Source organism: Terrabacter sp. Root85, assembly GCF_001429185.1.
Lineage (GTDB): Bacteria > Actinomycetota > Actinomycetes > Actinomycetales > Dermatophilaceae > Terrabacter.
Genome location: NZ_LMIW01000008.1, coordinates 946938 through 971447, shown reverse-complemented (window position 1 = coordinate 971447; position 24510 = coordinate 946938). Strand labels below are relative to the sequence as shown.

Sequence of the window (24510 nt, the reverse complement as noted above, 5' to 3'; positions counted from 1 at the left end):
TGTCTCCTTGGGTAGCGCGCTCCATGCTAGGTCTCCTCTCCAGGAGGTCTGCTCACCCGATCGGGATGACTCCGTACATGCTCGGCAGCCACCGGGAGATGCGCGCCGACGTCGTCGAGCCACCACCATTCGTTCACCCGACAGGGTTAGGTTCGGCATGGTGGTCGACGCGTCCGCGGCGACCCGACGAGGAGCGTGCATGGTGGACCCACTGCTGGCAGGGGACCGCGCCGCCGCGCCGCGGACGCTCGTCGACGTCCTCGCCGACGTCACCGCGCGTCACCCCGACGCGCCGGCGCTCGACGACACCGTCACCGTCCTGACGTATGCCGAGCTGACCGAGCAGGCGAGACGGATGGCCGCAGAGCTCGTGGCCGCGGGCGTATGCCGTGGCGACCGGGTGGGCGTGCGCGTGCCGTCGGGGACGACCGACCTCTACGTCGCCGTGCTCGGAGTCCTCCACGCCGGGGCGGCGTACGTGCCTGTCGACGTCGACGACCCGCAGGAGCGGGCCGACCTCGTCTTCTCCGAGGCCGCCGTGAAGGCGGTCGTGGGAGCGCGTCGGCAGGTCACGGTGCCGTCGCCCGGCTCACCGGTCCCGGCGTCCGGGCGGACCGCCCGACGCGCGGCACCGCGGCCGGCGCGCGCGGGCCGGGACGGTCGGCACGACCCGGGCGTCCTGCCCGAGGTCCGCGTGCAGGACGACGCCTGGGTGATCTTCACCTCGGGGTCGACCGGCGTGCCCAAGGGTGTGGCGGTCTCCCACCGTTCAGCGGCGGCCTTCGTCGACGCTGAGGCCCGGATGTTCTTGCAGGACAGTCCGATCGGTCCGGGTGACCGAGTGCTCGCCGGCCTCTCGGTCGCGTTCGACGCGTCGTGCGAGGAGATGTGGCTCGCCTGGGGGCACGGGGCCTGCCTCGTCCCGGCACCACGGAGTCTCGTGCGCACCGGCATGGACCTCGGACCGTGGCTCGTGGCCCAGGACGTCACCGTCGTCTCCACGGTCCCGACGCTGGCCGCGCTCTGGCCGGCCGAGGCCCTCGAGCCGGTGCGGCTGCTCGTCTTCGGGGGCGAGGCGTGCCCGCCCGAGCTGGCCGAACGGCTCGTCGCCCCGGACCGCGAGGTCTGGAACACCTACGGCCCGACCGAGGCGACCGTCGTCGCCTGCGGAGCACGGCTCGACGGCACCACCCCGATCCGGATCGGCCTGCCCCTCGACGGTTGGGACCTCGCCGTCGTGGGCCCGGACGACCGGCCCGTCGCCCAGGGTGAGACGGGCCAGCTCATCATCGGCGGCGTCGGGCTCGCCCGCTACCTCGACCCCGCCAAGGACGCCGAGAAGTACGCCCCGATGCCGACCCTCGGCTGGGACCGCGCCTACCGGTCGGGCGACCTCGTCGTCAACGACCCCGAAGGCCTCGTCTTCGTCGGGCGCGCCGACGAGCAGGTCAAGCTCGGCGGTCGCAGGATCGAGCTCGGGGAGGTCGACGCGGCGCTGCAGTCCCTCCCCGGCGTGTCAGGAGCAGCCGCGGCCGTCAAGACGACGGGCGCCGGGAGCCAGGTCCTCGTCGGCTACGTCGTGCCCGACTCCGTCAGCCGCGCAGGCCTCCCGGCGTCGGCCCCCGACTTCGACCGGACGGCGGCGCTCGCGCGCCTCCACGAGGAGCTTCCGGCCGCCCTCGTGCCGGTGCTCGCCGTCGTCGAGTCCCTGCCGACGCGCACGTCGGGCAAGGTCGACCGTGCGGCGCTGCCGTGGCCGCTGCCGGGCGCGGCCGACGACGGCGAGCCCAGCGACCTGTCCGGCACGGCGGCATGGCTCGCGGATCACTGGACCGCGGTGCTCGGCACCGAGGTTCGTTCGGCCGAGGCGGACTTCTTCGACCACGGCGGCGGGAGCCTGTCGTCGGCGCGCCTCGTGTCGCTGCTCCGCGAGCGCTACCCGACGGTGACCGTGGCCGACGTCCACACGCACCCGCGCCTCGGCGCCCAGGCCGAGCTGCTCGAGACGATGGACACGGCCGACGGGTCACGGACCGAGCGCACGGTACGCCGCATCCCGCGCGGCACCCAGCTCGTGCAGACGGCCGTGTCCCTCGTCCTGCTCACGGTCAAGGGACTGCAGTGGCTCGTCGGTCTCGTCACTCTCACCGAGCTCCTGCGCCTCGCCCACCTCGCCGACTGGTCGCAACCGGTGTCCTGGTGGGCCCTCGGCATCGGCTGGCTCCTCTTCATCACCCCCTTCGGCCGCATGGGCCTGTCCGCGTTGGCCGCCCGGGTCCTCCTCGCCGGTGTGCGTCCGGGCACGTACCCCCGTGGTGGGAGCGTGCAGATGCGCCTCTGGGCCGCCGAGCGCTTCGCCGATGCGATGGGGGCCATCACGATGGCCGGAGCGCCGTGGATCATCTACTACGCGAGGATGCTCGGCGCTTCGGTGGGTCCCGGTGTCGACCTCCACTCCGTGCCCCCGGTCACGGGCATGCTGACGATCGGGTCCGGTGCCAGCGTCGAGCCCGAGGTCGACCTCTCCGGCTACTGGATCGACGGCGACGTCGTGCACGTCGGCCTGGTCCACATCGGCCGCGAGGCGGTCATCGGCGCCCGCAGCACCATCGGTCCGGACGTGCACATCGGCCGTGGCGTCGTCGTCGAGGCCGGCTCGACCGTCCTCCGGTCCGTGCGACCCGGGCGGGTCGTCGCCGGGTCGCCGGCCCAGCGGGTCGACGACCCGAGCCGCTCGAGATGGCCCACGGATCGTCCCCCGAACGCACCGGCCTGGCTCGTCGTCTACGGGCTGTCCGGCGTCCTCCTGTCGGTCCTGCCCTTCCTCGCGCTCCTCCCAGGCGTGCTCGTCGTGGGCGGCGCGGTCGCCCGGGCCACAGGGTCACGCGAGGCGGTCGTGACGGCATACGCGGCGGTGCCGGTCCTGACCGTGCTCAGTCTCGCGTCGCTCTCAGCCATCACGATCGTGCTGGTGCGCCTCCTCGCGATCGGGCTGCACGAGGGTTACCACCCCGTCCGCGGCAGGGTCGGCTGGCAGGTGTGGGCGACCGAGCGCCTCCTCGACCAGGCGCGGACGTTGCTCTTCCCCGTCTACGCCAGTCTCGTCACCCCGATGTGGCTGCGCGCCCTCGGCGCGCGCGTCGGCCGTGATGTCGAGGCCTCGACGGTCCTGCTGCTGCCGTCGATGACGTCGGTCGCCGACGGCGCCTTCCTCGCGGACGACACGATGGTCGCCGGCTACGAGCTCGCCCACGGCTGGGTGCACATCGCACCGGCCAAGATCGGCAAGCGCGCCTTCCTCGGCAACAGCGGGATGACGGCGCCGGGCCGACGCGTGCCCAAGCACGGCCTCGTCGCGGTGCTCTCGGCCGCACCGCAGAAGTCCAAGGCCGGGTCGAGCTGGCTCGGCAGCCCGCCGGTGCGGTTGCGCCGCCCCCCGCAGGGCTCCGACGACGAGAGGACCTTCGCTCCCCCGCTGCGGCTCAAGGTGGTCCGTGGCCTCGTCGAGCTGTGCCGGGTCATCCCAGTCATGGTGACCGTGGCGATCGGTGTCACCGTCCTCGTGGCGCTCCAGGGGCTCGTCGACCACGTCGGCCTGGCCGGCGCGGCGGCTCTGGGCGGTGTCGTCCTCGCTGCCGCCGGGGCCGTCGCCGCCGGGGTGACGACCGTCGCCAAGTGGGTCGTCGTCGGCCGCATCGGCGCCGTCGAGCACCCGCTGTGGAGCTCCTTCGTCTGGCGCAACGAGGTCGTCGACACGTTCGTCGAGATGGTCGCCGGACCGTGGTTCGCGTGGACGGCGACGGGCACACCGGCCATCAACGTCTGGCTGCGAAGCCTCGGGGCCCGGATCGGGCATGGGGTGTGGTGTGAGACCTACTGGCTGCCCGAGGCGGACCTCGTGACCCTCGGTGACGGTGTGACCGTCAACCGGGGCTGCGTGCTCCAGACCCATCTCTTCCATGATCGAATCATGAGCATGGACACGGTCACGCTCGAGGACGGAGCCACGCTCGGCCCCAACGGGGTGATCCTGCCCGCGGCGAGCATCGGGGTGGCCGCGACGGTGGGTCCCGGTTCCCTCGTCCTCCGGGGCGAGGCCGTGCCGCGCGGGACCCGATGGACGGGCAACCCGATCGCACCGTGGAGCGGTGCCGACCCCGTGGCCCACGCGTCCGGATCCGCGCCGGGATCATCGTCGAGCGCATCGTCGGCTGGATCCTCGGGCGACGTCGCGAGCGGCGTGCGATGACAGGCGGCCTCGTCCAGCAGGTGCCCGCCCTGACCGACGCGTACACGCCCGACCGTGGCGATCCCGCCTACGAGGTCACCCACTACGACCTCGACCTCGACTACAAGGTCTCGACCAACCGCCTCGCCGGTCGCGCCGTCCTCGAGATCACCGCGCTCGAGGACGTGCGGCGGCTCGTCGTCGACCTCGTGGGCCTGCGGGTCCTCAAGGTCTCGGTCGGTGGCCGGGCCGCCAAGTGGGCCCACCGCGGCCCCCGGGTCGTCATCACCCCGTCGGTCCCGCTGGCGCGCGGTGAGCGCACCCAGGTCGCGATCACGTATGCCGGCACGCCGGGTCCCGTGGCGACGCGCTGGGGCGACGTCGGCTGGGAGGAGCTCACCGAGGGGGCGCTGGTGGCCGCGCAGCCCAACGGAGCGGCGACGTGGTTCCCGTGCAACGACCATCCCCGGACGAAGGCCACGTACCGGCTGGCGTTCGAGTGCGACTCGCCCTACGACGTCGTCGCGACGGGGGCACTCGTGGCCGCCCGGGCGCGCGGCAGCCGGACGCGGCGGGTCTTCGAGCAGGACGTCCCCATGGCGACCTACCTCGCGACGGTGCACGTCGGTCACTACGTGCGGCGCGCCCTGGCCCCGGCCGACGTGCCGATCGCCGTCGTGCTGCCGGCGACCCGCGAGCGCGACGTCATGCACGACCTGGAGCGGCTGCCTGCCATGACGAGCCTCTACGAGGCGCTCTTCGGGCCCTACCCGTTCGAGGACTACACCGTCGTCGTCACCGCCGACGACCTCGAGATCCCGCTCGAGGCGCACGCCATGGCGACGTTCGGGCCGAACTGGCTCGACGGGCGTCGCCGCCACGAGCGCCTCGTCGCCCACGAGCTCGCGCACCAGTGGTTCGGCAACAGCCTGACCCCGTCGACGTGGGCCGACATCTGGCTCAACGAGGGGTTCGCCTGCTACGCCGAGTGGCTCTGGGCGGAGCACGCCGACGGCGTCCCGGTGCGCGTCAACGCCGCGACCCACTGGTCCCGGCTCTCCCGTCTGGCACAGGACGTCGTGCTCGCCGACCCCGGGCCCGACCACATGTTCGACGACCGCGTCTACAAGCGCGGGGCCCTGACCCTGCACGCCCTGCGGGTGGAGCTCGGTGACGTCGCGTTCTTCGACCTCCTGCGCGACTGGGTGGCGGCCCACCGGCACGGGTCCGTGACCACCGACGAGTTCGTCAGCCACGTCGAGACGTTCGTGCGGGAGATCCCGCCCGTGGACGGGGACGGGGACGGCGACGCCGCGGGCCGGCGGGCACGCGACCTGCTCGAGCGGTGGCTCTGGGCCACTCCCCTGCCCCGGTTCGCCCAGCCCGCCTGACGTCTCAGTGGGCGCGTACCGCCAGCGCTCCCGCGGCGGACTCGAGAGCGACGGCGGCGGCATACGCCCTCGGCACGTCGAGGTCGGCGACCGTGACCGACGGCATGCCGGGGACGACGTCGGTGGGGACGCCCGGCACGGGCGTCGCGATGGTCGTGGGGTCGATGCGGAGACCGACCCCGAGCGCCTTGAGGGCGGCCTCCTTGCGCACCCACGTCGTGATGTCCGGGAGTTCCTCTGTGCCGCGGGCTCGTTCGCCGGGGTGGAGTGCCACGTCGCCGTAGCCACCGAACCCCACGGCGTCGACGGGCTCGATGTCGACGCCGACAGGTCCGTGCCGGCTCAGGGCGAGCGCGACGACCGTGCGGGTGCGGCTCAGCGACAGGTGCAGCCCCGGGTCGTCGAGCAGGCGTGGGGCGCCGTGCTGCCGGTCGCAGTCGGGGCACGTGCGGTCGAAGCGCAGTGACTCCGGTGGTCGGCCCAGGACCCGGCCGACCTCCCGGCGGGCCATGGCGTGGAGCAGCAGGTATGCCGCCGCGTCGCGTCGGTCGGCCAGGCGCGCCCACCGCGCGCGCTCGTGCTCGTCGAGCCAGGCGGCGATGGCCGCAGAATCGGGCGGCACCCATGCCCCGGACGTCGACTCGCGCACCCAGACCTCGACCGTCGCGTCGGTCGGTCTTCGCGACCGCTCGGTGCCGTCCACGCGCCAAGGATCGACGCGTGGACCCCGATCCGCAAGGCCGCGTCCGCCGAGACATCGCCCTGCCGAGGTGATGCGTGCACTGTCCGGTGGTGCGAGCGTCGAGGAGAGCGCACCACGCGCCACGTCGCGAGGCGTCCACCCTGAGGAGAGACTGTGAGCAACGAGAGCCAGTCGGCGACGACATCCGGGGCGCGAGCGGGGACGGCGACCCGGAAGGTGGCCCACCTGACCCCGGACCAGCGCGTGACCCGGGGCAGGGCCGCCCGCAACGAGACACCGAGGCGCAGCCACGGGTCGTGGGAGCCGTCGACGGACCGGCCCGACCCCGTCGCGCTGCTCGAGGAGCAGGCGACGAGCCGGGTCCCGGAGCTCGTCCCGCTGCGCTACGGACGGATGCTCGTCTCTCCGTTCACGTTCTACCGCGGCGCGGCGCTCATCATGGCCAGCGACCTCGCCGCGACCCCACGGTCGGGATTCATCTCCCAGATCTGCGGCGACGCGCACCTGTCGAACTTCGGGGTGTTCGCCTCTCCCGAGCGGCGCCTCCTCTTCGACATGAACGACTTCGACGAGACGCTTCCGGGCCCGTGGGAGTGGGACGTCAAGCGGCTCGCGGCGAGCTTCGAGATCGCCGGTCGCGATCGGGGCTTCTCGGCGGCGGACCGCCGGGACGTGGTCAGGTCCTGCGTCGCCGAGTACCGCGCCCGGATGCAGCTGTTCGCGGCCGCGCGCAACCTCGACGTCTGGTACGCCCACATCGAGGTCGACACGGTGTTCGAGCTGCTGAAGTCCAGCATCACGAAGAAGCAGCAGGCCAAGGCACAGGCCAACGCGGCCAAGGCCCGCACCCGGGACAGCATGCAGGCCTTCACCAAGCTGACCCATGACGTCGACGGTGAGCGTCGGATCATCTCCGACGCGCCCCTCATCGTGCCGATCGAGGAGCTGGCGGCGGGCACGGGGCATGACGACGTCGAGGGTGAGCTCCGCGCTCTCATCAGGTCGTACCGCCGCACCCTGGAGACCGATCGGCGCGAGCTGCTCGAGTCCTTCGAATACGTCCACGCCGCCCGCAAGGTCGTCGGGGTCGGGAGCGTCGGCACCCGGGCCTGGATCATCCTCCTGCTCGGCCGGGACGGGCAGGACCCGCTGTTCCTGCAGGCCAAGGAGGCCCAGGAGTCCGTCCTCGAGAGGTTCGTCGGGGCGAGCCGGTATGCCAACCACGGCCAGCGCGTGGTCGCCGGCCAGCGGCTCATGCAGGCGGCCAGCGACATCTTCCTCGGGTGGCAGCGGGTCCACGGGTTCGACGGTCAGGTGCGTGACTTCTACCTGCGTCAGCTGCGCGACTGGAAGGGCTCGGCCGACGTCGACACCATGAGCTCCGGCGTCATGACCGCCTACGCCCGGATCTGCGGGGCGACACTGGCACGAGCACACGCCCGCTCGGGTGACCGCATCGCGATCGCGGCCTACCTCGGCACGAGCGACACCTTCGACCGCGCGATCGCCGACTTCGCCTCGTCCTACGCCGATCAGAACGAACGTGACTACGAGGCCCTCGTGGCGGCAGTCCGATCCGGGCGCCTCGAGGCCCAGACGGGCATGTAGAGGGCGTCGGGGTGATCGTCAGGGCGGACCGAAGACGCTCCAGAGCCGGTCACGGAGCGGGCCGTGCACCGGCGTGACATCGAAGACCAGGCCGGGACGGCTCTCGCTCTCGAACGCGCCCTTCGCCAGGTCGTGAACGGTGTACCAGTCGGGTCCGCGATCTTCCTCGGGTCGCTCCTGGCGTCCGTCGCGCCAGCACACCTTGCTCCACAGCGACTCCTGCGGGTCCTGAAGGGCAGGGAGGTCGTGTTGGTCGTGGACCTGGCGCCGGCGCGGAAGGGCCTCGCCGTAGGTCACGCGAGTGATCAGGTGCGCCTGGGTCTGTCCATCGAGGCTGAGCGCCCAGACGGCATCCCGGTAGGGGTCCAACCTCGGGTCGCTCGACCAGGACTCGTCGGCTGACATGGGACCATGTCTACCGGACCCGAGCGTCGTCGTAGAGCGTCTGTACGACGTTTGTCGGTGGGCGCGTGAGGTGCCGGAGGCATGTCATGGGCTGCGGACGACCAGCACGGGAGGCACGCGATGACCAGGCTGTCGATGCATGAGCGGCTGCCGTTCGACGAGGAAGCGGTCAGGTCGTCGATCTCGACCGGAGAGCTCCCAGAACCGGACGAGGTGATCGGCGCCGTCACCGAGGCGTACGAGCGGTATCGGGCGAACCGGGAGGGTGCCGTCGCCGACTACATCCCGGTCCTGGCCGAGGCGTCGCCGGACTGGTTCGGCATCTCCGTGGTGGGAGCACGAGGGAGGTCGTTCGAGATCGGCGACGTCGAGAGGACGTTCTCGATCCAGAGCGTGTCCAAACCGTTCGTCTTCGCGCTGGTCTGCGAGGCGGTCGGAGACGTCGACGCGCGTCGCCTCCTCGGGGTCAACAGCACCGGCTTCCCCTTCGACTCCCTCGTGGCGGTGGAGCTCAACCTGGACCGCACGATGAACCCGTTGGTCAACGCGGGTGCGATCGCAGCGACGAGTCTGGTGCCGGGGAGCACGGCGGAGGAGAAGTGGGACCGGGTCAGGGAGGGCCTGTCAGGCTTCGCCGGCCGTGAGCTGAGCCTGAACGAGAGGGTCTACGCCTCGGAGTCCGCCACCAACCTGCGCAACCAGGGCATCGCCCACCTGCTGCAGAGCTACGGCCGTCTCTACTTCGACCCGGACGAGGCCACCGACATCTACACGCGCCAGTGCTCTCTCGACGTGAGCGTCCACGACCTTGCGGTCATGGCGTCCACGCTGGCCAACGGCGGCGTGAACCCGGTGACCGGAAGGACGGTCGTCGGGCGGGGCGTGTGCCGGCGCGTCCTGGCGGTGATGGCCACAGCGGGCCTGTACGAACTGTCCGGCGACTGGCTCTACGAGGTCGGGGTCCCGGGCAAGAGCGGGGTCAGCGGCGGCATCGTCACCGTCGCACCAGGCAAGGGCGGCCTGGCGACGTTCTCCCCTCCCCTGGACGTGGCGGGCAACAGCGTGCGCGGGCAGCTGGTCACCAAGTACCTCGCGGAACGGCTCGGGCTCAACCTCTTCTCCTCGGTGACGGTCTCGCCGGAGTGAGGACCGCTGGAGATCAGGCAGCGCGAACCTCGGGATCGATGAGGCCGACGAGGTCCTCCGGCGGCCGGCAACCGCGGGAGCACAGGACCACCGGCACCCCCTCGAACCAGACGATCCTCCATCGGGTTCCGTCCTCGTCCAGCTCCCTCGCGGCATGGATCTCGCCCTCGCAACCCTCGGTCAAGCACGGGATCCGGATCGTGTCCACGTCCACCTTCGAACACCTTTCTGGGGGGGTCGGCCCTGTCGGTCTGCTCGTGGAGGGTCCCGCAAGTCCGGGTGCGGTGCCCCTCCTCCGGTATCCATACCCGCGCGGGGACCGCGCGCGTCGAATCGGCGCCCGCACCCGCCCATGCCCGGGCGTGAGCCACGAACGTGCCGGCATCCATGCTGTCGCGCCCGGTGCCCGCTTCAGGAGCGTCCTGCGTGTCGGCTCCTCGCGATACCGTCACCGGGTGCCGGGTCCCATCGAGATACCCCCCGACGAGTTCGTCGTCCTCGACGGTGTCCGCTTCCACTACCTGGACTGGGGCGGCGACGGAGACCCGCTGTTGATGCTGGCCGGTCTGGGCTGCACCGCCCACGTGTTCTCGGAGCTGGCCCCCCACCTGGGCGACCGGTTCCGGGTGGTCGCCCTGACCCGGCGTGGGCACGGCCTGACCGACCGGGTCCAGAGCGGCTTCGCGCTTGCAGACGCCGCCGAGGACGCGCGCCGCCTCCTCGACGCCCTGGACATCGAGCGGGCCCACGTCGTGGGGCACTCGATGGGAGGAGGTGAGGTCTCGGCCCTCGCCGCTCGACATCCCGAACGCGTGGCCGGAGTCGTCTACCTCGACGGGGCCTACGACTGGGCCGACAGCCCGACGGTCGAGTGGCCGGAGGAGGCAGCGAGCCCGGACCGGTTCGCCTCGTACGAGGACTACGTCGACTTCGTGCACTCCCTGCTCCCGGACGACATCCGTGGACCTGCTCTCGACGCGATGATGCGCGCCTCCGTGGACACCCTCGCGGACGGGTCCGTGGTCGACACGTTCTCGACGGCGGCCTCGGCCCCGTTCGTCCGGGCCCTCAGGGCGTTCCGGCACCCCTACTCCGACATCACCGCTCCCGCGCTCGCCATCTACGCCCTCGGGGACCAGTGGCAGGGACCCGACGCGATCTGGCGGGCCGCGTGCCGTGACCGCTTCGCAGCGGAGACCGCGGATGCTCACGTCATCGAGCTCCACGCCAGCCACTACGTGTTCATCGACCGCCGCGACGAGGTTGTCGCGGCGCTGCGGAGCTTCCTCACCTGACCCTCGGCCTGAACCGTGGCCGCGGCGGCCTGCGGTCCGGCATTCCCCTGCGACGTGACCGACGCGCTCAGCGCCGAGGCCTACACTGAAAGAGCGTCGCGCGCAGTTCCCTTGAATGGTAGGTGGATCGCCATGCGTTCCTGCTTCCCGCGCGTGCCCACAGCGTGCGCCGCCGCTCTCGCTCCCATCGCCGTCGTCGTGCTCGCCCTCCCCGCCGCGACGCTTGCCTCCGCCCGTCCGGCAGGCTCGGCCCCTCCACTCGTCGTGTCCGCGGGCACCGTCGCCACCACTCTGAGCCCGGGTGCCCAGGCCCAGGCCGTCTACAACCGGATGACGGCGGCACAGCGCGTCGGGCAGCTCTTCATGGTCGGAGGTGCCGTGACGGGGCTGGGTTCGGCCACGACGACGGCGATCAGCCGGTACCACGTCGGCAACCTGATCCTCACGGGCCGCACGACCGCGGGCGCCCCGCCGGTGCGGTACCTCACGGGACGAGCCGACACCGTGACGACGACCGCGGCGACGGCAGGAGTGCCGCTGTTCATCGCCTCCGACCAGGAGGGCGGATACGTGCAGGTCCTCCAGGGGCCGGGCTTCTCGCGCATGCCGACCGCGCTGACACAGGGCTCCTGGTCCGACACGTTGCTCACGGCATACGCCAGGACGTGGGGCACGCAGGTGATGCGCTCGGGCGTCGACGTCGACCTCGCACCGGTGATGGATACGGTCGCCAAGAGCTTCGCGAGCCTCAACAAGCCCATCGGCTTCTACCAGCGGGAGTACGGGTACACCCAGACCGTCGTCGCCGACAAGGGCACGACCTTCCTCAAGGGCATGAGAGCATCCGGTCTCGCGATGACGGCCAAGCACTTCCCCGGGCTCGGACGGGTAACCGGAAACACCGACACGACGGCGGGAGTGACCGACACGGTGACCACCCGCACGTCCACCGACATCACGCCGTTCCGAGCGGCGATCAGCGCCGGTGCGCATCTGCTGATGGTGTCATCGGCCTACTACTCCCGCATCGACGCGTCGCACCCGGCGGTCTTCTCGTCCACGGTGATCCGGGGCATGATCCGCCGCGACCTGGGCTTCACGGGCGTCGTCATCAGTGACGACCTGGGAAACGCCAAGCAGGTGGCCGCGTGGTCGCCCGGGGCCCGTGCCGTCGGGTTCATCAGCGCGGGCGGTGACGTCGTGCTGACCGGCAACCCCTACGTCGTCCCGGCGATGGTCGCTGCTGTCACCGCACGGGCCGCCTCCGACGGCGTGTTCCGCGCTCGTGTCCAGGCAGCGGTGATGCGCGTCCTGACGGTCAAGGCGCAGTACGGCCTGCTCGCGCCGCGGCTCCCGGTCACGGGATACTTCGGCCCACTGACGAAGACGGCCCTGCAGCGCTGGCTGGGCATCTCACAGACCGGCGTCTTCGACGGCGCGACGATCCGCGCTCTGCAGGTCCGGATCGGGGCACCTGTCGTGGGCGTCTGGGGCCCGCACTCGATGGCGGCCCTGCAGAGCTACCTCGGCCTCTATCTCGACGGCGCGACGACGTGGAACACCCGCACCGTCGCCGCACTCCAGCGCTACCTCGACACCCAGCTCTGAGGGCTGACCGGCCTGCCTCGCCACATCGATGTCAGCCGCGCGACCGACCGGGCTAACGGGGCGAACCGGATGAACCGGACGAACCTCGACGGGCACCGCCGAGGCGTCCCGTCACCGCTGGGTATGTGCCCCCCGTGAGCCGAACCGCAGCCCGTCCCGCCACGCCCGCTCCCCGGTCCGTCCGGTGACCGGGGCGGTGCGGCTGACCGACGAGGCGACACCGCCGTCGCGGCTCGAGGCCCTCGTCGACGACCTACGGCTCCGGCTTCGCCACAGCCACGACCCCGTGGCGACGACCGAGCTCGTCCGAGCGCTGCCTGACGCCTTCCCGCTTCCGGGCTCGGGCTCGACCCGCATCCTGTGGGAGTCGCTGGCGTCCGTCGCGGCCGTGGACCTGACGGCGGCCCGCACCCTCGAACCACACCTCGATGCCCTGGCGATCCTCGCTGAGGCCCGGTCGGCCGGGTACCCCGTCGCCACGCCAGTCCCCGACGGCGCCTCGTGGGGAGTCTTCGCGGCGGAGGGGCCCGGTGTCCGTCTCGAGGCGCGCGACGACACGGGCCGCGCCGCCGGCACCGTCCGACTGCGCGGGACGAAGCCGTGGTGCTCGCTGGCCGGATCGCTGTCGCACGCCCTCGTCACCGCCTGGGACAGCGACACCACCCGGCGGTTGTATGCCGTCCGCCTGGGTCCGTCGAACGGCGTGACCGTCCAGCCCTCGGCGTGGTTCGCCAGGGGTCTGACCGCCGTGCCCAGCGGTCCGGTCGACTTCGACGGCGCCGAGGCGGTCCCGGTCGGTCCGACGGGTTGGTACCTCGAGCGCCCCGGGTTCGCCTGGGGCGGCATGGGCGTGGCAGCCATCTGGTACGGCGGCGCGGTGGGCGTGGCCCGCCGCCTGCTCCGCGGCGGACGGGAGCCCGACCAGATCGCGCAGATGCACGTGGGGGCGGTCGACGCCGGGCTCTGGGCGGCTCGGACCTGCCTCGACGACGCGGCTGCCCGGGTCGACGACGGCCGCGCGACGGGTGAGGAAGGCGCACGACTCGCCCTGCGCGTGCGTCACGTGGTGGCACGTGCCGCGGAGTCCGTGGTCGAGCGCGTCGGCCATGCGACCGGACCGGCACCTCTGGCGCTCGACGACGACCACGCCGCGCGCGTCGCGGACCTGCAGCTATACCTGCGTCAGGAGCATGCCGAGCGCGACGAGGCTGCCCTCGGCCGGCATGTCCTCGAGCGTCCCGTCCTCGACGGCGGCAGCGGCACCGACGGCCGACCGTGGTGACCCGCGCGCGGCCCTTCACGCACTCCGAGCGGGGCACGGCGGAGAGCCGGTGGCGCGAGCGACGCGAGTGGGCCGACCTCAGGCCCGCAGACGCTCTGCTCTCAGGGCGTGGCCGCCTCGTCGTCGTCGCTGCGCACCCCGACGACGAGACGCTCGCTACGGGCGGACTCATGTCGATTGCAGCACGAGCCGGACTCGAGGTGACGGTCGTGCTGCTCAGCGACGGTGAGGCGTCGCACCCCGGTTCCCCCACCGTGTCCAGCCGCGACCTGGCCACTCTCCGGGTCGAGGAGTCCCGCGCCGCGCTGGCTCGACTCGCGCCGTCCGCGACGCTCGAGCGGCTCGGTCTGCCTGACGGCCGCCTGGCCGCCTGCACCGCCGAGACCGTCACGGGCCTCGTCGACGTCATCGGCGAGCGCGGCGGCGACACCGTCGTCGTCGCGCCGTGGCGGCACGACGGCCACGCCGACCACGACGCGGCCGGGCGGGCCGCTGGAGTGGCGTGCCGGCGTACCGACGCGGTGCTCTGGGAGTACCCCCTGTGGCTGTGGCACTGGTGCCAGCCCGAGCGCGCGCCGTGGGCGGACCTCCACGCCCTCACCCTCGACGCCGACGTGCAGGCGACGAAGCAGGAGGCCGTGGCGCTGCACCGCACCCAGGTGGCTCCGGTCTCCGACGAGCCCGGGGACGAGGCCGTCCTCCACGAGGACATGCTCGCCCACTTCGCGCGGCCCTTCGAGGTCTTCCTCCGGCTGGACCTGCCGACGGACGACAGCCTCGACGAGCTGCATGACTCGTCCAGCGACCCGTGGCAGGTGCGGACGAGCTGGTACGAGCAGCGCAAGCGGGCCGTCACCCTGGCGGCCCTCCCGCACGAACGTTACGGCCGCGCGCTGGAAGTCGGTGGCTCCGTCGGGGCGCTCGCGGAGGACCTCGCGACACGGTGCAACCGGCTCGTCGTCGTCGACGAGAGCGGGGCCGCCGTCGAAGCCGCGCGGTCCTCATTGCGAGGGCTCGACCACGTCGAGGTCGTGCCCGGCAGCGTCCCCGAGGACTGGCCCGACGGCCCCTTCGACCTCGTCGTCGTCTCGGAGGTCGGGTACTTCCTCAGTCCGGCGCGGCTGGGACGGCTCGTGACACGGGTCGACGCGTCCCTCACGGACGACGGCGCGCTCGTGCTGTGCCACTGGCGGCATCCCGTGCGGGGCTGGCCGCTCGACGGCCTGCGGGTCCACGAGCTGTGGACCCGCTCGTCCGCCCTGCCCGTCGTGGCCACACACCTCGAGAGGGACTTTCGGCTCGATGTGATGTCGAGGTCCTCGGCGCACCGGGCCGGCTCGCCATGACGGCCCACCTCCCCCGCCCCCTGACCCACGTTCACGTGATCGTCCCGGCCAACGACGAGGAGGCCCTACTCCCCCGTGCCCTGGGCTCGATCGACGACGCCGTCGCGGAGCTGCACCGGTCCCGACCGGGCGTCCACGCACGCGTCGTCCTCGTGCTCGACGCCTGCGTCGACCGCTCACGCGAGGTCGCCGCCCGGCACCGCGACGTCACCGTCGTCGAGGTCGACCGTCGGTGCGTCGGTGCCGCTCGCGCCCACGGCGTCGTGGTCGCGACGGCCGACGTCGCGGAGGCGGACACCGATCATCACTGGCTGGCCGGCACGGACGCCGACTGCGTGGTCCCGCCCGACTGGCTCGTCCGGCAGGTCATGCTCGCCGATGCCGGCCTCGATCTCGTGACCGGCACCGTGCAACCCGACGACGAGCTCGACGCAGAATCCCTCAACCGGTGGCACGCCCTGCACCAGCTGCGTGATGGTCACCCGCACGTCCACGGCGCCAACCTCGGCGTCCGGCTCTCTGCCTACCTGGCGGCCGGGGGCTTCGAGCCGCTCGCGGTCCATGAGGACGTGGGTCTGGTCGAGCGCATCCGTGCGTCCGGAGCCGCCTGTCTCGCCAGCTCGTCAGTACACGTGCGCACCTCGGGCCGCACGCAGGGACGCACGCCCGGCGGCTTCGCCGACTACCTCGGGGCGCTGGTTGCCCAGGGTTCACTCACCGGCTGAGGACCCAGCCCGACATGCGGCCGGCCGAGTCCGTGGCGCGCTGGCGGGTATGTCCGCTGCGTGGAGCCGATACCCCAGACCCGTGACGCGCTGCGACGGATGGCACTGCGTGGAGAGATCGACATCGCCGACCAGCTGGCCAGGGTGACCGAGAGCCTCACGGCCGTGGTGCCGTCCATCGTCGCGTTCAGCATCGGCATCGCCCGCCACGACGTCACGCTGACCTACGTGTCGAGCAGCCTCGAGGCCGCGTGGCTCGACGGGGTGCAGTACGTCGACGACGGTCCCTGCCAGCAGGCGGCCCGTAGCGGTGAGGTCGTCGCCGTCGACCACCGCGAGCTCCTCGACGAGGGTCGCTGGCAGCTCTTCGCCCAAGCCGGCGCTGCTGTGGGGATCCGCAGCACCCTGTCTCTCCCCGTCCTCGACGCGTCACGCGTCATCGGCGGCGTCAACCTCTACGGCAGCGGCACCGACACCTTCGTGGGCCGTCATGACGAGGTCGCGGCGCTCGTCGGCGGTTGGGCGGGAGGCGCGGTGACGAACGCCGACCTCAGCTTCCGGAGCCGGGTCGAGGCCACCGACGCGCCCCGACGCCTCGAGGAGGTCGAGACGGTGCGTGTCGCGGTGGGCGTCCTCGTCGACGCCCAAGGGGTGTCCCCGGAGGTCGCCGAGAGCAAGCTCTACGAGGCCGCCGCGCGGGCCGGCATACCGGTGGTGGCCCTGGCGCTCATGGTGATCGGCGAAGGGGGCGAGAGCGGAGGTCCGTGACCTCCCGATCGGGCCGGCGCGGTGCCATCATGCACCTATGACCACGCACCGCCCCGACACGATGGTGGGCGACGTTTCCGGTCTGGATGCCGCGAATGTCGTCACGACCCTGGCCCGGGTCCTGGCCGAGACACCCGGAGTGCTGCCCACCCTCCACGAGATCGCCACGAGGTCGGTCGACCTCGTGCCCTGCGACTGGGCGGCCGTCGCCGTCGCGGAACGCTTCACGCGTCGACGTGCCCGACTGGCCGACTCGACCGACGATGCGCTCATGGAGAGAGTGGCCGTGGCCGCGGCCGAGGCAGGCGACAGCCCGGGCCTGGCCGCTTTCGAGGCCGGCGAGACCGTGCGGTGCGACGACCTTGCGCACGAGTGCAGGTTCACGGCATACGCCACGCAGCTCGTCGCACGCACGCCCATCCGGGCGGTGCTGTCGGTCCCGCTGCGCTTCCACGACGCGACTCTCGGCGTGCTCACCCTCTACAGCGCCACGCCCCACTCGTTCGACGAGTCGTCGGTCGCGCGGGCGACTCTCGTCGCCGAGCATGCCGCCATCGCCGTGGAGGCGGCTCGCAGCGACGACCGTGCCGTCCAGCTGCAGGCGGCCCTGGAGCACAGCCGGACCATCGGGGCCGCGATCGGCATTCTCGTCGAGCGTCACCGCATCCTGCCCGACGAGGCCTTCCAGATGCTGCGCGAGGCGAGCCAGCACACCAACCGCAAGCTCGCGCAGGTGGCGACCGACCTCCTCGAGACCGGAGCCCTGCCCGAGGTCTGACCACGTCGCACGAGGGATGACGACCACGCACCGGCACGGTCAGCTGAGCACGACGCCGCCACGTCCCGCCTATGCGGCCGGAGGGAGGAGCTGCGCAAGGGCGTCACCCATGCGGTCCCGGCTCGCACCGTTGCGCCCGATGTTCCCCAGCCCGAACTGCAGGTTCGAGGACAGGGTCACCTGCACGGTGCCGGGAGCGACCTCGCGGATTCGGGCCGTGACCTTCTCTCCGAACGCAAGCACCATCCGCCCCGCGGTGAAGACGAAGACGCCGGTCGCAGCATCCGAGGAGAGGTGCTGCATCCCGGAGCGGCGCGCTGCCTCCTCGAGGGCCGTGACCGCCTCGCCGCCGCTCGCCCGGAACGTCATCGACCGCGTGTTCCTCGCGCTCATCTCACCACTCCCTCACCCGACGCCCTCCGCAGGTCCGCGGCGGGGTCCGGCTCCAGGCCGGCCTCGCGGCCGGCCATCCCGCGTCTACGACGAGAGTAGCGAGGCGGCGGCGGCGAGCGTGATGTTTCAGGTGCACCGACGTCGGGGATCGGGCGGGGCCGCACGTGGCGACGTCCAGCGCTGCACGACGGAGCACGTGGTCGCGAGGTGCGCCGTTCACGTCCGGACCGAACGCCGGGAGCCCTACAGTGGGGCATGGCAGACATCATGCTTGGCCTTTTCGCGATCGTTGCCGGCGGCTTCATGCTCTTCGCCGGACAGCTGGCGCTGCGTCTGGTCCTCCCCATCTGGGGCTTCTTCGCCGGGTTTGCCTTCGGGGCAGGGCTTTTCGCGGGACTTGCCGATGAGCGTGTCCTCGGCACGGTGCTCGCTTGGGTGGCGGGATTCGTGTGCGCCCTGATCTTCGCTCTCCTCGCGTACCTCTACTTCGCGGTGGCGGTCGTTCTCGCCATGGCGGCCTTCGGCTTCGCGATCGGTTCGGGCCTCGTCGTCGCCCTGGGCATCGACTGGAACTGGGTTGCCGTCCTGGTGGGCATCGCAGTCGGAGCGGTGCTCGGACTGGTGGCGGTCATCGGCAACCTCCCGATGATCGTGCTGGCTGTCGTCAGCTCGATCGCCGGGGCCGTCAGCGTCGTCGCCGGTCTGATGCTGCTGGTGGGGGCGATCGACTCCGCCGACTTCACCCGGGGCACCTTCACACAGGCGGTGCACGCCGGCTGGGGCTGGTACCTGACCCTGCTCGCCCTTGCCCTGATCGGCATCGTCGCCCAGACCCGGCAGCGGCTGGCGATGCGTCGCACCGTCCAGGAGACCTGGTACGTCGAGAGCCGCTGACGTCGACTCGACATGCAGGCGCCGCGGTCACTCGCCCCCTGCGGCGGCAGGTACTCCGACTTCGGCACCCTTCGTCGAGGGCATGGACCTGGTGCGCGCCGTCGTTCCTTCCCTCAACGGCCGGCGAGATCCAGCCCGAATGCCGTGGCCATCGAGGGAGCGCCGGCCGCCTCGCGGAGCGGCTCCGCAGCGAGGATCTCGCTGTAGAGACGGGCGAGCGAGTAGTGGGTCAGCGGCGTCGTGACGACAGCGCCATGCATGGATGGGTGGGCAACGGTGGTCAGGACGAGGTTGTTCTGCCGGTGGTCATCCTCATCGGCGGTGACCACGATCGCGAGATGCCCGGCGCGCCAGTCCGGACCCGACATCACCGCCTCGATCTGCGTCCGGAGCCAACGGTCGGCGACGGAGAGATCGCAGTCGTGGGCGTTGTCGCATACATCGGGAATGACCATACCGGCGTTGGGTAGCCGGCCGTTGGCGGCGTCGTTGCCCAGCTCACCGGCCGGCACGTCGTACCGGGAGCAGGAGGATCGCTCACTCCGGTAGTAGGCCCACGGGTTGTGCTTCACGACGTACCGTCCCGAGTTCTCCGTGGCGCAGTTGCCGGGCATTCCCTCGGCGTACACCTTCGCCGACTTGCCGATCGCCAGCGCCTGGCCGAACACGGACGGCTGATCGGTCGTGTGGCTGGATGGCGGGGCATCATCAGCGACGGCGAACGTGCTGCCGCCCGTCATCGCCAGGTAGTTGGGCAGCGACGGATGGGTCACCGCCTCGTAGTTCGTCGCGATCGCGAACTCCCGACCCAGGGCAGCCGTGTAGGGCATGGCCGCAGGCATCTGGTCCAACGAGTGGTTCTCGACGACGAACACCAGCAGCTTGGTCACCTCCGCCGGTTGAACCGTGGCGAAGGTGACCGGCGCGAAGGGTTCTCCCGCTCCGCAGGCGCTGAGAACCACCAGTACGGTGGCGATCACCAAGCCGAGCACCTTGTGCGACACGCGTCCTCCACGGTCTGAAGCAGCTTGCCGGGCCGACAGTACCTCGGGGCCGTCACAGCGGGCTGGGAAGCGAGAGCGTGCGCCCGGTTCGTCGAACAGGTCGACGAGCGGCCGACCAACGCTGCGCCTGCGTGCATGCCCGCATCGATTGCGCGCCGTGCGACTTCCGGGGTTCGATGGCCGTATGCGCGTCCGGCACGTCCGCAGCCCCCGGTGGGCTGCCGCCGCAACGGGCTTCGCGGTGCTCTTCGCCGGTTGTCTCGCGGCCTGCGACGCCGGTCGCGCGGCGAGCGACCCGACCGACATGAGCCGGCCGACGATCGGCCGGCTCGACACCACGGTGCGCGTGTTGCAGATGAATCTCTGCAACAGCGGACGCGCTGACTGCTACTCCGGCGGGCGTGCCGCCAGGAGGGCGGTTGCACTGATCCACGAGCATCAGCCGGACATGGTCAGTCTCAACGAGGTCTGCCGCGATGACCTGCCCGTCCTCGAGCAGGCGATGTCGGCCACCGTCCCGGTGACGGCGGTCGCCTCGGCGTTCACGTCCGCGAAGGACCGCCAGACCCATGCACCGGTCCGCTGTCAGAACGGCCAGGAGTTCGGCGACGGCGTCCTGGTCGTGGTCTCGCCCCCGGTAGTTGGCTCCCACAGCTACAGCGGCGTCTACCCGGTTCAAGACCCCCACGACTCAGAGGAACGCGTCTGGGTCTGCATCGACCTGGCCACACGGTTCTCCGCCTGCACCACGCACACCACCAGCGTCGACGCCACGATCGCGCTGAACCAGTGCCGGTACCTGTTGAGCTCTGCGCTGCCCGTGATCAGCCGCCGCAACGGTGCCCGCCCGATCGTCCTCGGCGCAGATCTCAACCTCGCGGCTCGCGGTTCACCCGGCCCACAGTCATGCTTGCCCAACGGCTACCAGCGCACCGACGACGGCGGTCTGCAGAGCGTGGTGGTGAGTCCGGGTATCGGGGTGCGCACGCACTCCGTCATCGACATGCAGGGCACCACTGACCACCCCGGCCTGCTGGTCGACCTCGTCCTCCCACGCCCCTGAGGGCAGGCCGGATTCCTTCCCGGCTCACCCGACGGTGGCAGCGGACCTGAGTCACGTGGGGTGCGGTGTCATCCAAAAGCCGTAGGGCAGATCGGGCGTCCGGCGGGGCACGAGTGAGGGTCGAGTCCCTAGCGTTCCAAGCATGACACTGTTGTCATCGCCCCGGGCTTCGCGCCCGGCGTCCTCCCGTGCACGCCTGGCGCTGCGCACTGCCGGGATGAGCCTGGTCGCGGCGATGGTGCTCGCCGTTGGCGGCATACCCTCGGCGACGTGGGCCGCAACCGTGTCCGACGAGGTGCACTACACGTTCACGGGCTCCACCTCGGTGGCCATCGACTGGCGCGGGCCGGCCAACGACGTGCGCTGGGGCACGACGACTGACTACGGAAACACCGCCACCGGAGTGGCGCCGAGCGTGATGCCGTGGTCGTCACCCGGCCCGTTCTGGCAGCTGCAGATCGGGGGGCTCAGTGCCGGCAGCACGTACCACTACTCGATCGGCGGAGGCCCGGACTACACCTTCCATGCCCCGCCGACGACGAACTACCGGTTCGATGCCATCGGGGACGTCGGTGACACGGCACACTTCGGCAAGCTCGGGACCACGCTCGACAACATCAGCGCGGACGACCCGTCGTTCGTGCTCATGGTGGGCGACCTCACGTATGCCAACAGCGGGAGCAGCGGTCAGAGCGCCGTCGACACGCACTTCAACGACGTGATGCGCTGGAGCGGACGGGCCGCGTACATGCCCGCCTGGGGCAACCACGAGTACGACGTGCCGGGCTCGGACGATCTGCGCAACTACAAGGGTCGCCTGCTGATGCCCAATGCTGCTGCCTCCCCCGGGTCTCCGGCGATCTCGTGCTGCGGCGACGACTGGGGATGGTTCGACTCCGGCCCCGTGCGGTTCATGTCGTACCCGGAGCCCTGGACCGGGGCATGGGCCGATTGGCAGTCCAAGGCCGGCCCGCTGATGCGCCAGGCGCAGGACGACCCGAACATCAAGTACATCGTCACCTATGGTCACCGTCCCGCGTACTCGACCGGCTACCACGCGGGCGAGACGCAGATCGCCTCCATCCTGGGCGGCTTCGGAGAGGCTTACAGCAAGTACGTGCTGAACATCAACGGCCACTCGCACGACTACGAGCGGTTCCAGCCCATCCAGGGCGTCACGCACGTCACCGTGGGGGCGCCGTCGTCACTCGAGCAGCCGTGGACCAGCTCAGACCCGCGCACCGCGATGCGCGCCATGCACCTGTCCCACCTGCGGGTCGACGTCGGCGACACCGGCATCAAGCTCCAGGCGATCTGCGACCAGTCCACACCGGGTGAGGACCTCACGTGCAGTGCGGGCAGTGTCATCGACGAGTTCGTCATCGGCACTCCACCAGCCCTGCCTGTTGCCAGCGACTTCTACGTGGACAAGACCGTCTCCGCCTGCAGCGACTCCGGGCCCGGGTCGAAGGAGGCGCCGTTCTGCACGGTCACCAAGGGGGTTGCCCGCCTGCAGCCCGGCAACGCCCTCTACATCGGAGACGGCAGCTACGCAGAGACGGTCAAGCCGTCCGTGTCAGGCACGGCCAGCGCACCGGTCACGATCACCAGCTGGCCGGGCCGCAGCCCGGTGATCGGCAATGGCGTGACCAACGGGGCCTACATCTCGAGCAAGAGCTACATCACGCTCTCCAACCTCACCTTCACCGCGACCACTGGTGACGGGGTCTATGTCACCAAGAGCGACCACATCACCGTCACCGGCAACACCGTGACCAACACGGGGCGGCAGGCGCAGGGAGCGACGGCTCCCGGGATCAGCATCCGGGCCACCAACAACTCGGCGGTGTCCAACAACAACACCACCCACAACAGCGACACCGGGATCTACGTGACGAACACGTCGACCGGCAACACGGTCAGCAGCAACGAGTCGAGCTACAACGCCCAGGGTTGGCAACGGAACGCCAACGGCATCAACGTCACCAGTCCGGGCAACACCATCATCCGCAACGTCACCCATGACAACGAGGACACGGGTGTCCAGCTCTACACCGGCGCCAACAACAACCTCGTCACCTTGAACGTCTCGTACAACAACGGGGACCACGGCATCGACAACCTCAACGTCACCGGAGGCCTGATCGTCGGGAACACCGTCTTCCACAACTGCACGAGCGGGATCAACCTCGAAGGCTCGACGTCGGGGAGCTACCGCATAGCCAACAACATCGCCGTCGACAACGCCGTCTATCCCGCGTACTCAGGCATCGCCTGCGCTCGCCGGGCCGGCAACATCGGTGTGTGGGACGGCGCCCAGAACTCCACCCTGGTGGATCACAATCTGGTCTTCCTGAGCAAGTCCGGGGTGATGTACGCGTGGGGAACGACGTACAGCTCCCTCACCGCGATGAAGGCGGTGTCCGGGCAGGAGGGCGCAGGCCTACAGGCAGACCCCGTGTTCCTCGACAAGCCTTCCTGGAACCTTCAGCTCAAGGAGGGGTCCCCCGCTATCGACCGCGCCGACAGCGGGGTGCCGGGTGAGCAGACCACCGACATCCTGAGCTACCCGAGGGTGCGAGACGCCAACGTCAGCAATGCCAACGCAGCCGGACCGCGCCTGTATGACGACCTCGGCGCCTACGAGTTCCAGCCGGACATCGTGCCCGTCCCCATCCAGCCGCCGGTCGCCGACCTGACGCTCACCCCGACGCAGGGCACCGCACCCCTTGCGGTGACGGCCGACGCCAGCGCCTCCGTGGACCCACAGGGCCAAGTCCTCAGCTACGCCTTCGACTTCGGTGACGGCACCACGGTGGCGCCGCAGGCGCAGTCAACCTTCAGCCACACGTACCTCGACAGCGGGGTCTACACCGTCAGGGTCACCGCGCGGAACACCTCCGGCGTCACCGGCACCGCCAGTGGGACCGTCACGGTCAACGCCCCACCGCCACCCGTACTGCCACCCACCGCCATGCTCACCGTCACACCGGCGGATGGGGTTGCGCCCCTGATGGTGACGGCGGACGCGTCCGCCTCCAACGATCCCCAGGGCGCCGCACTGACGTATGCGTTCGACTTCGGTGACGGGACGGTCCTGCCTGCTCAGACCGCCCCCACGGCGACCCATGAGTACCAGAGCCAAGGCACGTTCTCGGCCACGGTCACGGTGACGAGTGCCAGCGGGCTCACCAGTGTCGCCAGCACCACGGTCACGGCGACCAAGGCCTCGAGCGTCCAGGCGCCCGCCGCATCGTTGATCGTCACCCCGACCAGTGGCACGGCGCCACTGCCGGTGACCGCGGACGCGTCCGCGTCCAGCGACCCGCAAGGCCAGAACCTGACCTACGCCTTCGACTTCGGCGACGGCACCACCGTGCCCGCCCAAGCCAACCCCACCGCCACGCACACCTACACGACGGCAGGGTCGTACCTGGTGACGCTGACGGTCCGGAACGTGAGCGGGCTGAGCGACACGGCGGCGATCACGCTGGCCGTGAGCGACCCGTCCCCCATCCAGGCCCCGGTGGCCCGGCTCACCCTGAACCCGACCAGCGGCACCACACCGCTACCGGTGACCGCCGACGCATCCGCCTCCAGCGACCCACAAGGCCAGAACCTGACCTACGCCTTCGACTTCGGNCACACCTACACCACCACCGGCACCTTCACGACCACCGTCACCGTCACCAACACCTCCGGGCAAGCCTCCACCGCCCAGCAAACCGTCACGACAACCGCGCCCATCCAGGCCCCCGTCGCCCGGCTCACCCTCAACCCGACCAGCGGCACCACACCGCTACCGGTGACCGCCGACGCATCCGCCTCCAGCGACCCACAAGGCCAGAACCTGACCTACGCCTTCGACTTCGG

Annotated in this window: 19 protein-coding genes and 1 pseudogene; 15 read left to right on the top strand and 5 right to left on the bottom strand. The window is 71.0% G+C overall.

What is annotated here, in order from left to right; all coding sequences use genetic code 11:
- Window positions 1–199 precede the first annotated feature (199 nt).
- Window positions 200–4249 carry a Pls/PosA family non-ribosomal peptide synthetase gene (locus ASE25_RS10975; RefSeq protein ID WP_056825309.1) on the top strand — a complete coding sequence of 1350 codons (4050 nt, stop codon included), beginning with the start codon at window positions 200–202 and terminating at the stop codon, window positions 4247–4249.
- Window positions 4246–5619, top strand: coding sequence for a M1 family metallopeptidase (locus ASE25_RS10970; protein ID WP_056825752.1), 1374 nt, complete (start codon window positions 4246–4248; stop codon window positions 5617–5619). Before ASE25_RS10975 ends, ASE25_RS10970 begins: the two co-directional genes overlap by 4 nt.
- 4 nt (window positions 5620–5623) lie before the next feature.
- On the opposite strand, the gene ASE25_RS10965 is transcribed toward ASE25_RS10970, so the two are convergent.
- Window positions 5624–6322: a 4'-phosphopantetheinyl transferase superfamily protein gene (locus ASE25_RS10965; protein WP_056825307.1), complete on the bottom strand. Its 699-nt coding sequence runs from the start codon at window positions 6320–6322 to the stop codon at window positions 5624–5626.
- Between the two features lie 153 nt (window positions 6323–6475).
- Here ASE25_RS10965 and ASE25_RS10960 point away from each other — a divergent pair, with 153 nt between their 5' ends.
- Entirely contained in the window at window positions 6476–7930 is a 1455-nt protein-coding gene (locus ASE25_RS10960) for a DUF2252 domain-containing protein (RefSeq protein ID WP_082619866.1), read from the top strand.
- 18 nt (window positions 7931–7948) lie between these two features.
- Here ASE25_RS10960 and ASE25_RS10955 read toward each other — a convergent pair whose 3' ends face one another.
- Entirely contained in the window at window positions 7949–8335 is a 387-nt protein-coding gene (locus tag ASE25_RS10955; protein ID WP_056825305.1) for a hypothetical protein, read from the bottom strand.
- Between the two features lie 120 nt (window positions 8336–8455).
- Here ASE25_RS10955 and glsA point away from each other — a divergent pair, with 120 nt between their 5' ends.
- Entirely contained in the window at window positions 8456–9481 is a 1026-nt protein-coding gene (gene glsA / locus ASE25_RS10950) for a glutaminase A (RefSeq protein WP_082619867.1), read from the top strand.
- Window positions 9482–9494: 13 nt separating this feature from the next.
- Here glsA and ASE25_RS23065 read toward each other — a convergent pair whose 3' ends face one another.
- A complete protein-coding gene (locus ASE25_RS23065; RefSeq protein WP_056825303.1) occupies window positions 9495–9695 on the bottom strand; it encodes a hypothetical protein in 201 nt (66 codons plus the stop codon).
- Window positions 9696–9936: 241 nt separating this feature from the next.
- Between ASE25_RS23065 and ASE25_RS10940 the strand changes: the two genes are divergently transcribed.
- From ASE25_RS10940 to ASE25_RS10910, 7 genes are all read left to right on the top strand, one after another.
- Complete coding sequence (locus tag ASE25_RS10940; RefSeq protein WP_056825302.1) at window positions 9937–10776, top strand: alpha/beta fold hydrolase; 840 nt, start codon at window positions 9937–9939, stop codon at window positions 10774–10776.
- Between the two features lie 132 nt (window positions 10777–10908).
- Window positions 10909–12384, top strand: coding sequence for a glycoside hydrolase family 3 N-terminal domain-containing protein (locus ASE25_RS10935; RefSeq protein ID WP_157623388.1), 1476 nt, complete (start codon window positions 10909–10911; stop codon window positions 12382–12384).
- Window positions 12385–12568: 184 nt separating this feature from the next.
- Window positions 12569–13666, top strand: coding sequence for an acyl-CoA dehydrogenase (locus ASE25_RS10930; RefSeq protein WP_235508637.1), 1098 nt, complete (start codon window positions 12569–12571; stop codon window positions 13664–13666).
- Window positions 13660–15012 carry a bifunctional PIG-L family deacetylase/class I SAM-dependent methyltransferase gene (locus ASE25_RS10925; RefSeq protein ID WP_056825300.1) on the top strand — a complete coding sequence of 451 codons (1353 nt, stop codon included), beginning with the start codon at window positions 13660–13662 and terminating at the stop codon, window positions 15010–15012. Before ASE25_RS10930 ends, ASE25_RS10925 begins: the two co-directional genes overlap by 7 nt.
- A 35-nt stretch (window positions 15013–15047) precedes the next feature.
- Window positions 15048–15737: a glycosyltransferase family 2 protein gene (locus ASE25_RS10920; RefSeq protein ID WP_235508636.1), complete on the top strand. Its 690-nt coding sequence runs from the start codon at window positions 15048–15050 to the stop codon at window positions 15735–15737.
- A 99-nt stretch (window positions 15738–15836) separates the two neighbouring features.
- Window positions 15837–16505, top strand: a complete 669-nt coding sequence (locus tag ASE25_RS10915) for a GAF domain-containing protein (protein WP_056777375.1) — start codon at window positions 15837–15839, stop codon at window positions 16503–16505.
- A 37-nt stretch (window positions 16506–16542) separates the two neighbouring features.
- Window positions 16543–17283, top strand: a complete 741-nt coding sequence (locus ASE25_RS10910; protein WP_056825296.1) for a GAF and ANTAR domain-containing protein — start codon at window positions 16543–16545, stop codon at window positions 17281–17283.
- Between the two features lie 69 nt (window positions 17284–17352).
- On the opposite strand, the gene ASE25_RS10905 is transcribed toward ASE25_RS10910, so the two are convergent.
- Entirely contained in the window at window positions 17353–17676 is a 324-nt protein-coding gene (locus ASE25_RS10905) for a hypothetical protein (protein ID WP_056777381.1), read from the bottom strand.
- 255 nt (window positions 17677–17931) lie between these two features.
- Between ASE25_RS10905 and ASE25_RS10900 the strand changes: the two genes are divergently transcribed.
- Window positions 17932–18570: a hypothetical protein gene (locus tag ASE25_RS10900; protein ID WP_056825292.1), complete on the top strand. Its 639-nt coding sequence runs from the start codon at window positions 17932–17934 to the stop codon at window positions 18568–18570.
- A gap of 113 nt (window positions 18571–18683) precedes the next feature.
- On the opposite strand, the gene ASE25_RS10895 is transcribed toward ASE25_RS10900, so the two are convergent.
- Complete coding sequence (locus ASE25_RS10895; RefSeq protein ID WP_056825290.1) at window positions 18684–19574, bottom strand: alkaline phosphatase family protein; 891 nt, start codon at window positions 19572–19574, stop codon at window positions 18684–18686.
- 304 nt (window positions 19575–19878) lie between these two features.
- On the opposite strand from ASE25_RS10895, the gene ASE25_RS10890 reads away from it, so the two are divergent.
- The 3 genes and pseudogenes from ASE25_RS10890 to ASE25_RS23465 all read left to right on the top strand — a co-directional run.
- Window positions 19879–20637, top strand: coding sequence for an endonuclease/exonuclease/phosphatase family protein (locus ASE25_RS10890; RefSeq protein ID WP_082622811.1), 759 nt, complete (start codon window positions 19879–19881; stop codon window positions 20635–20637).
- Between the two features lie 142 nt (window positions 20638–20779).
- Window positions 20780–24279: pseudogene (locus ASE25_RS23800) on the top strand (PKD domain-containing protein); the annotation flags it as partial.
- Between the two features lies 1 nt (window position 24280).
- The coding region (locus ASE25_RS23465) for a PKD domain-containing protein (RefSeq protein WP_235508635.1) at window positions 24281–24510 on the top strand (230 nt) is incomplete at both ends.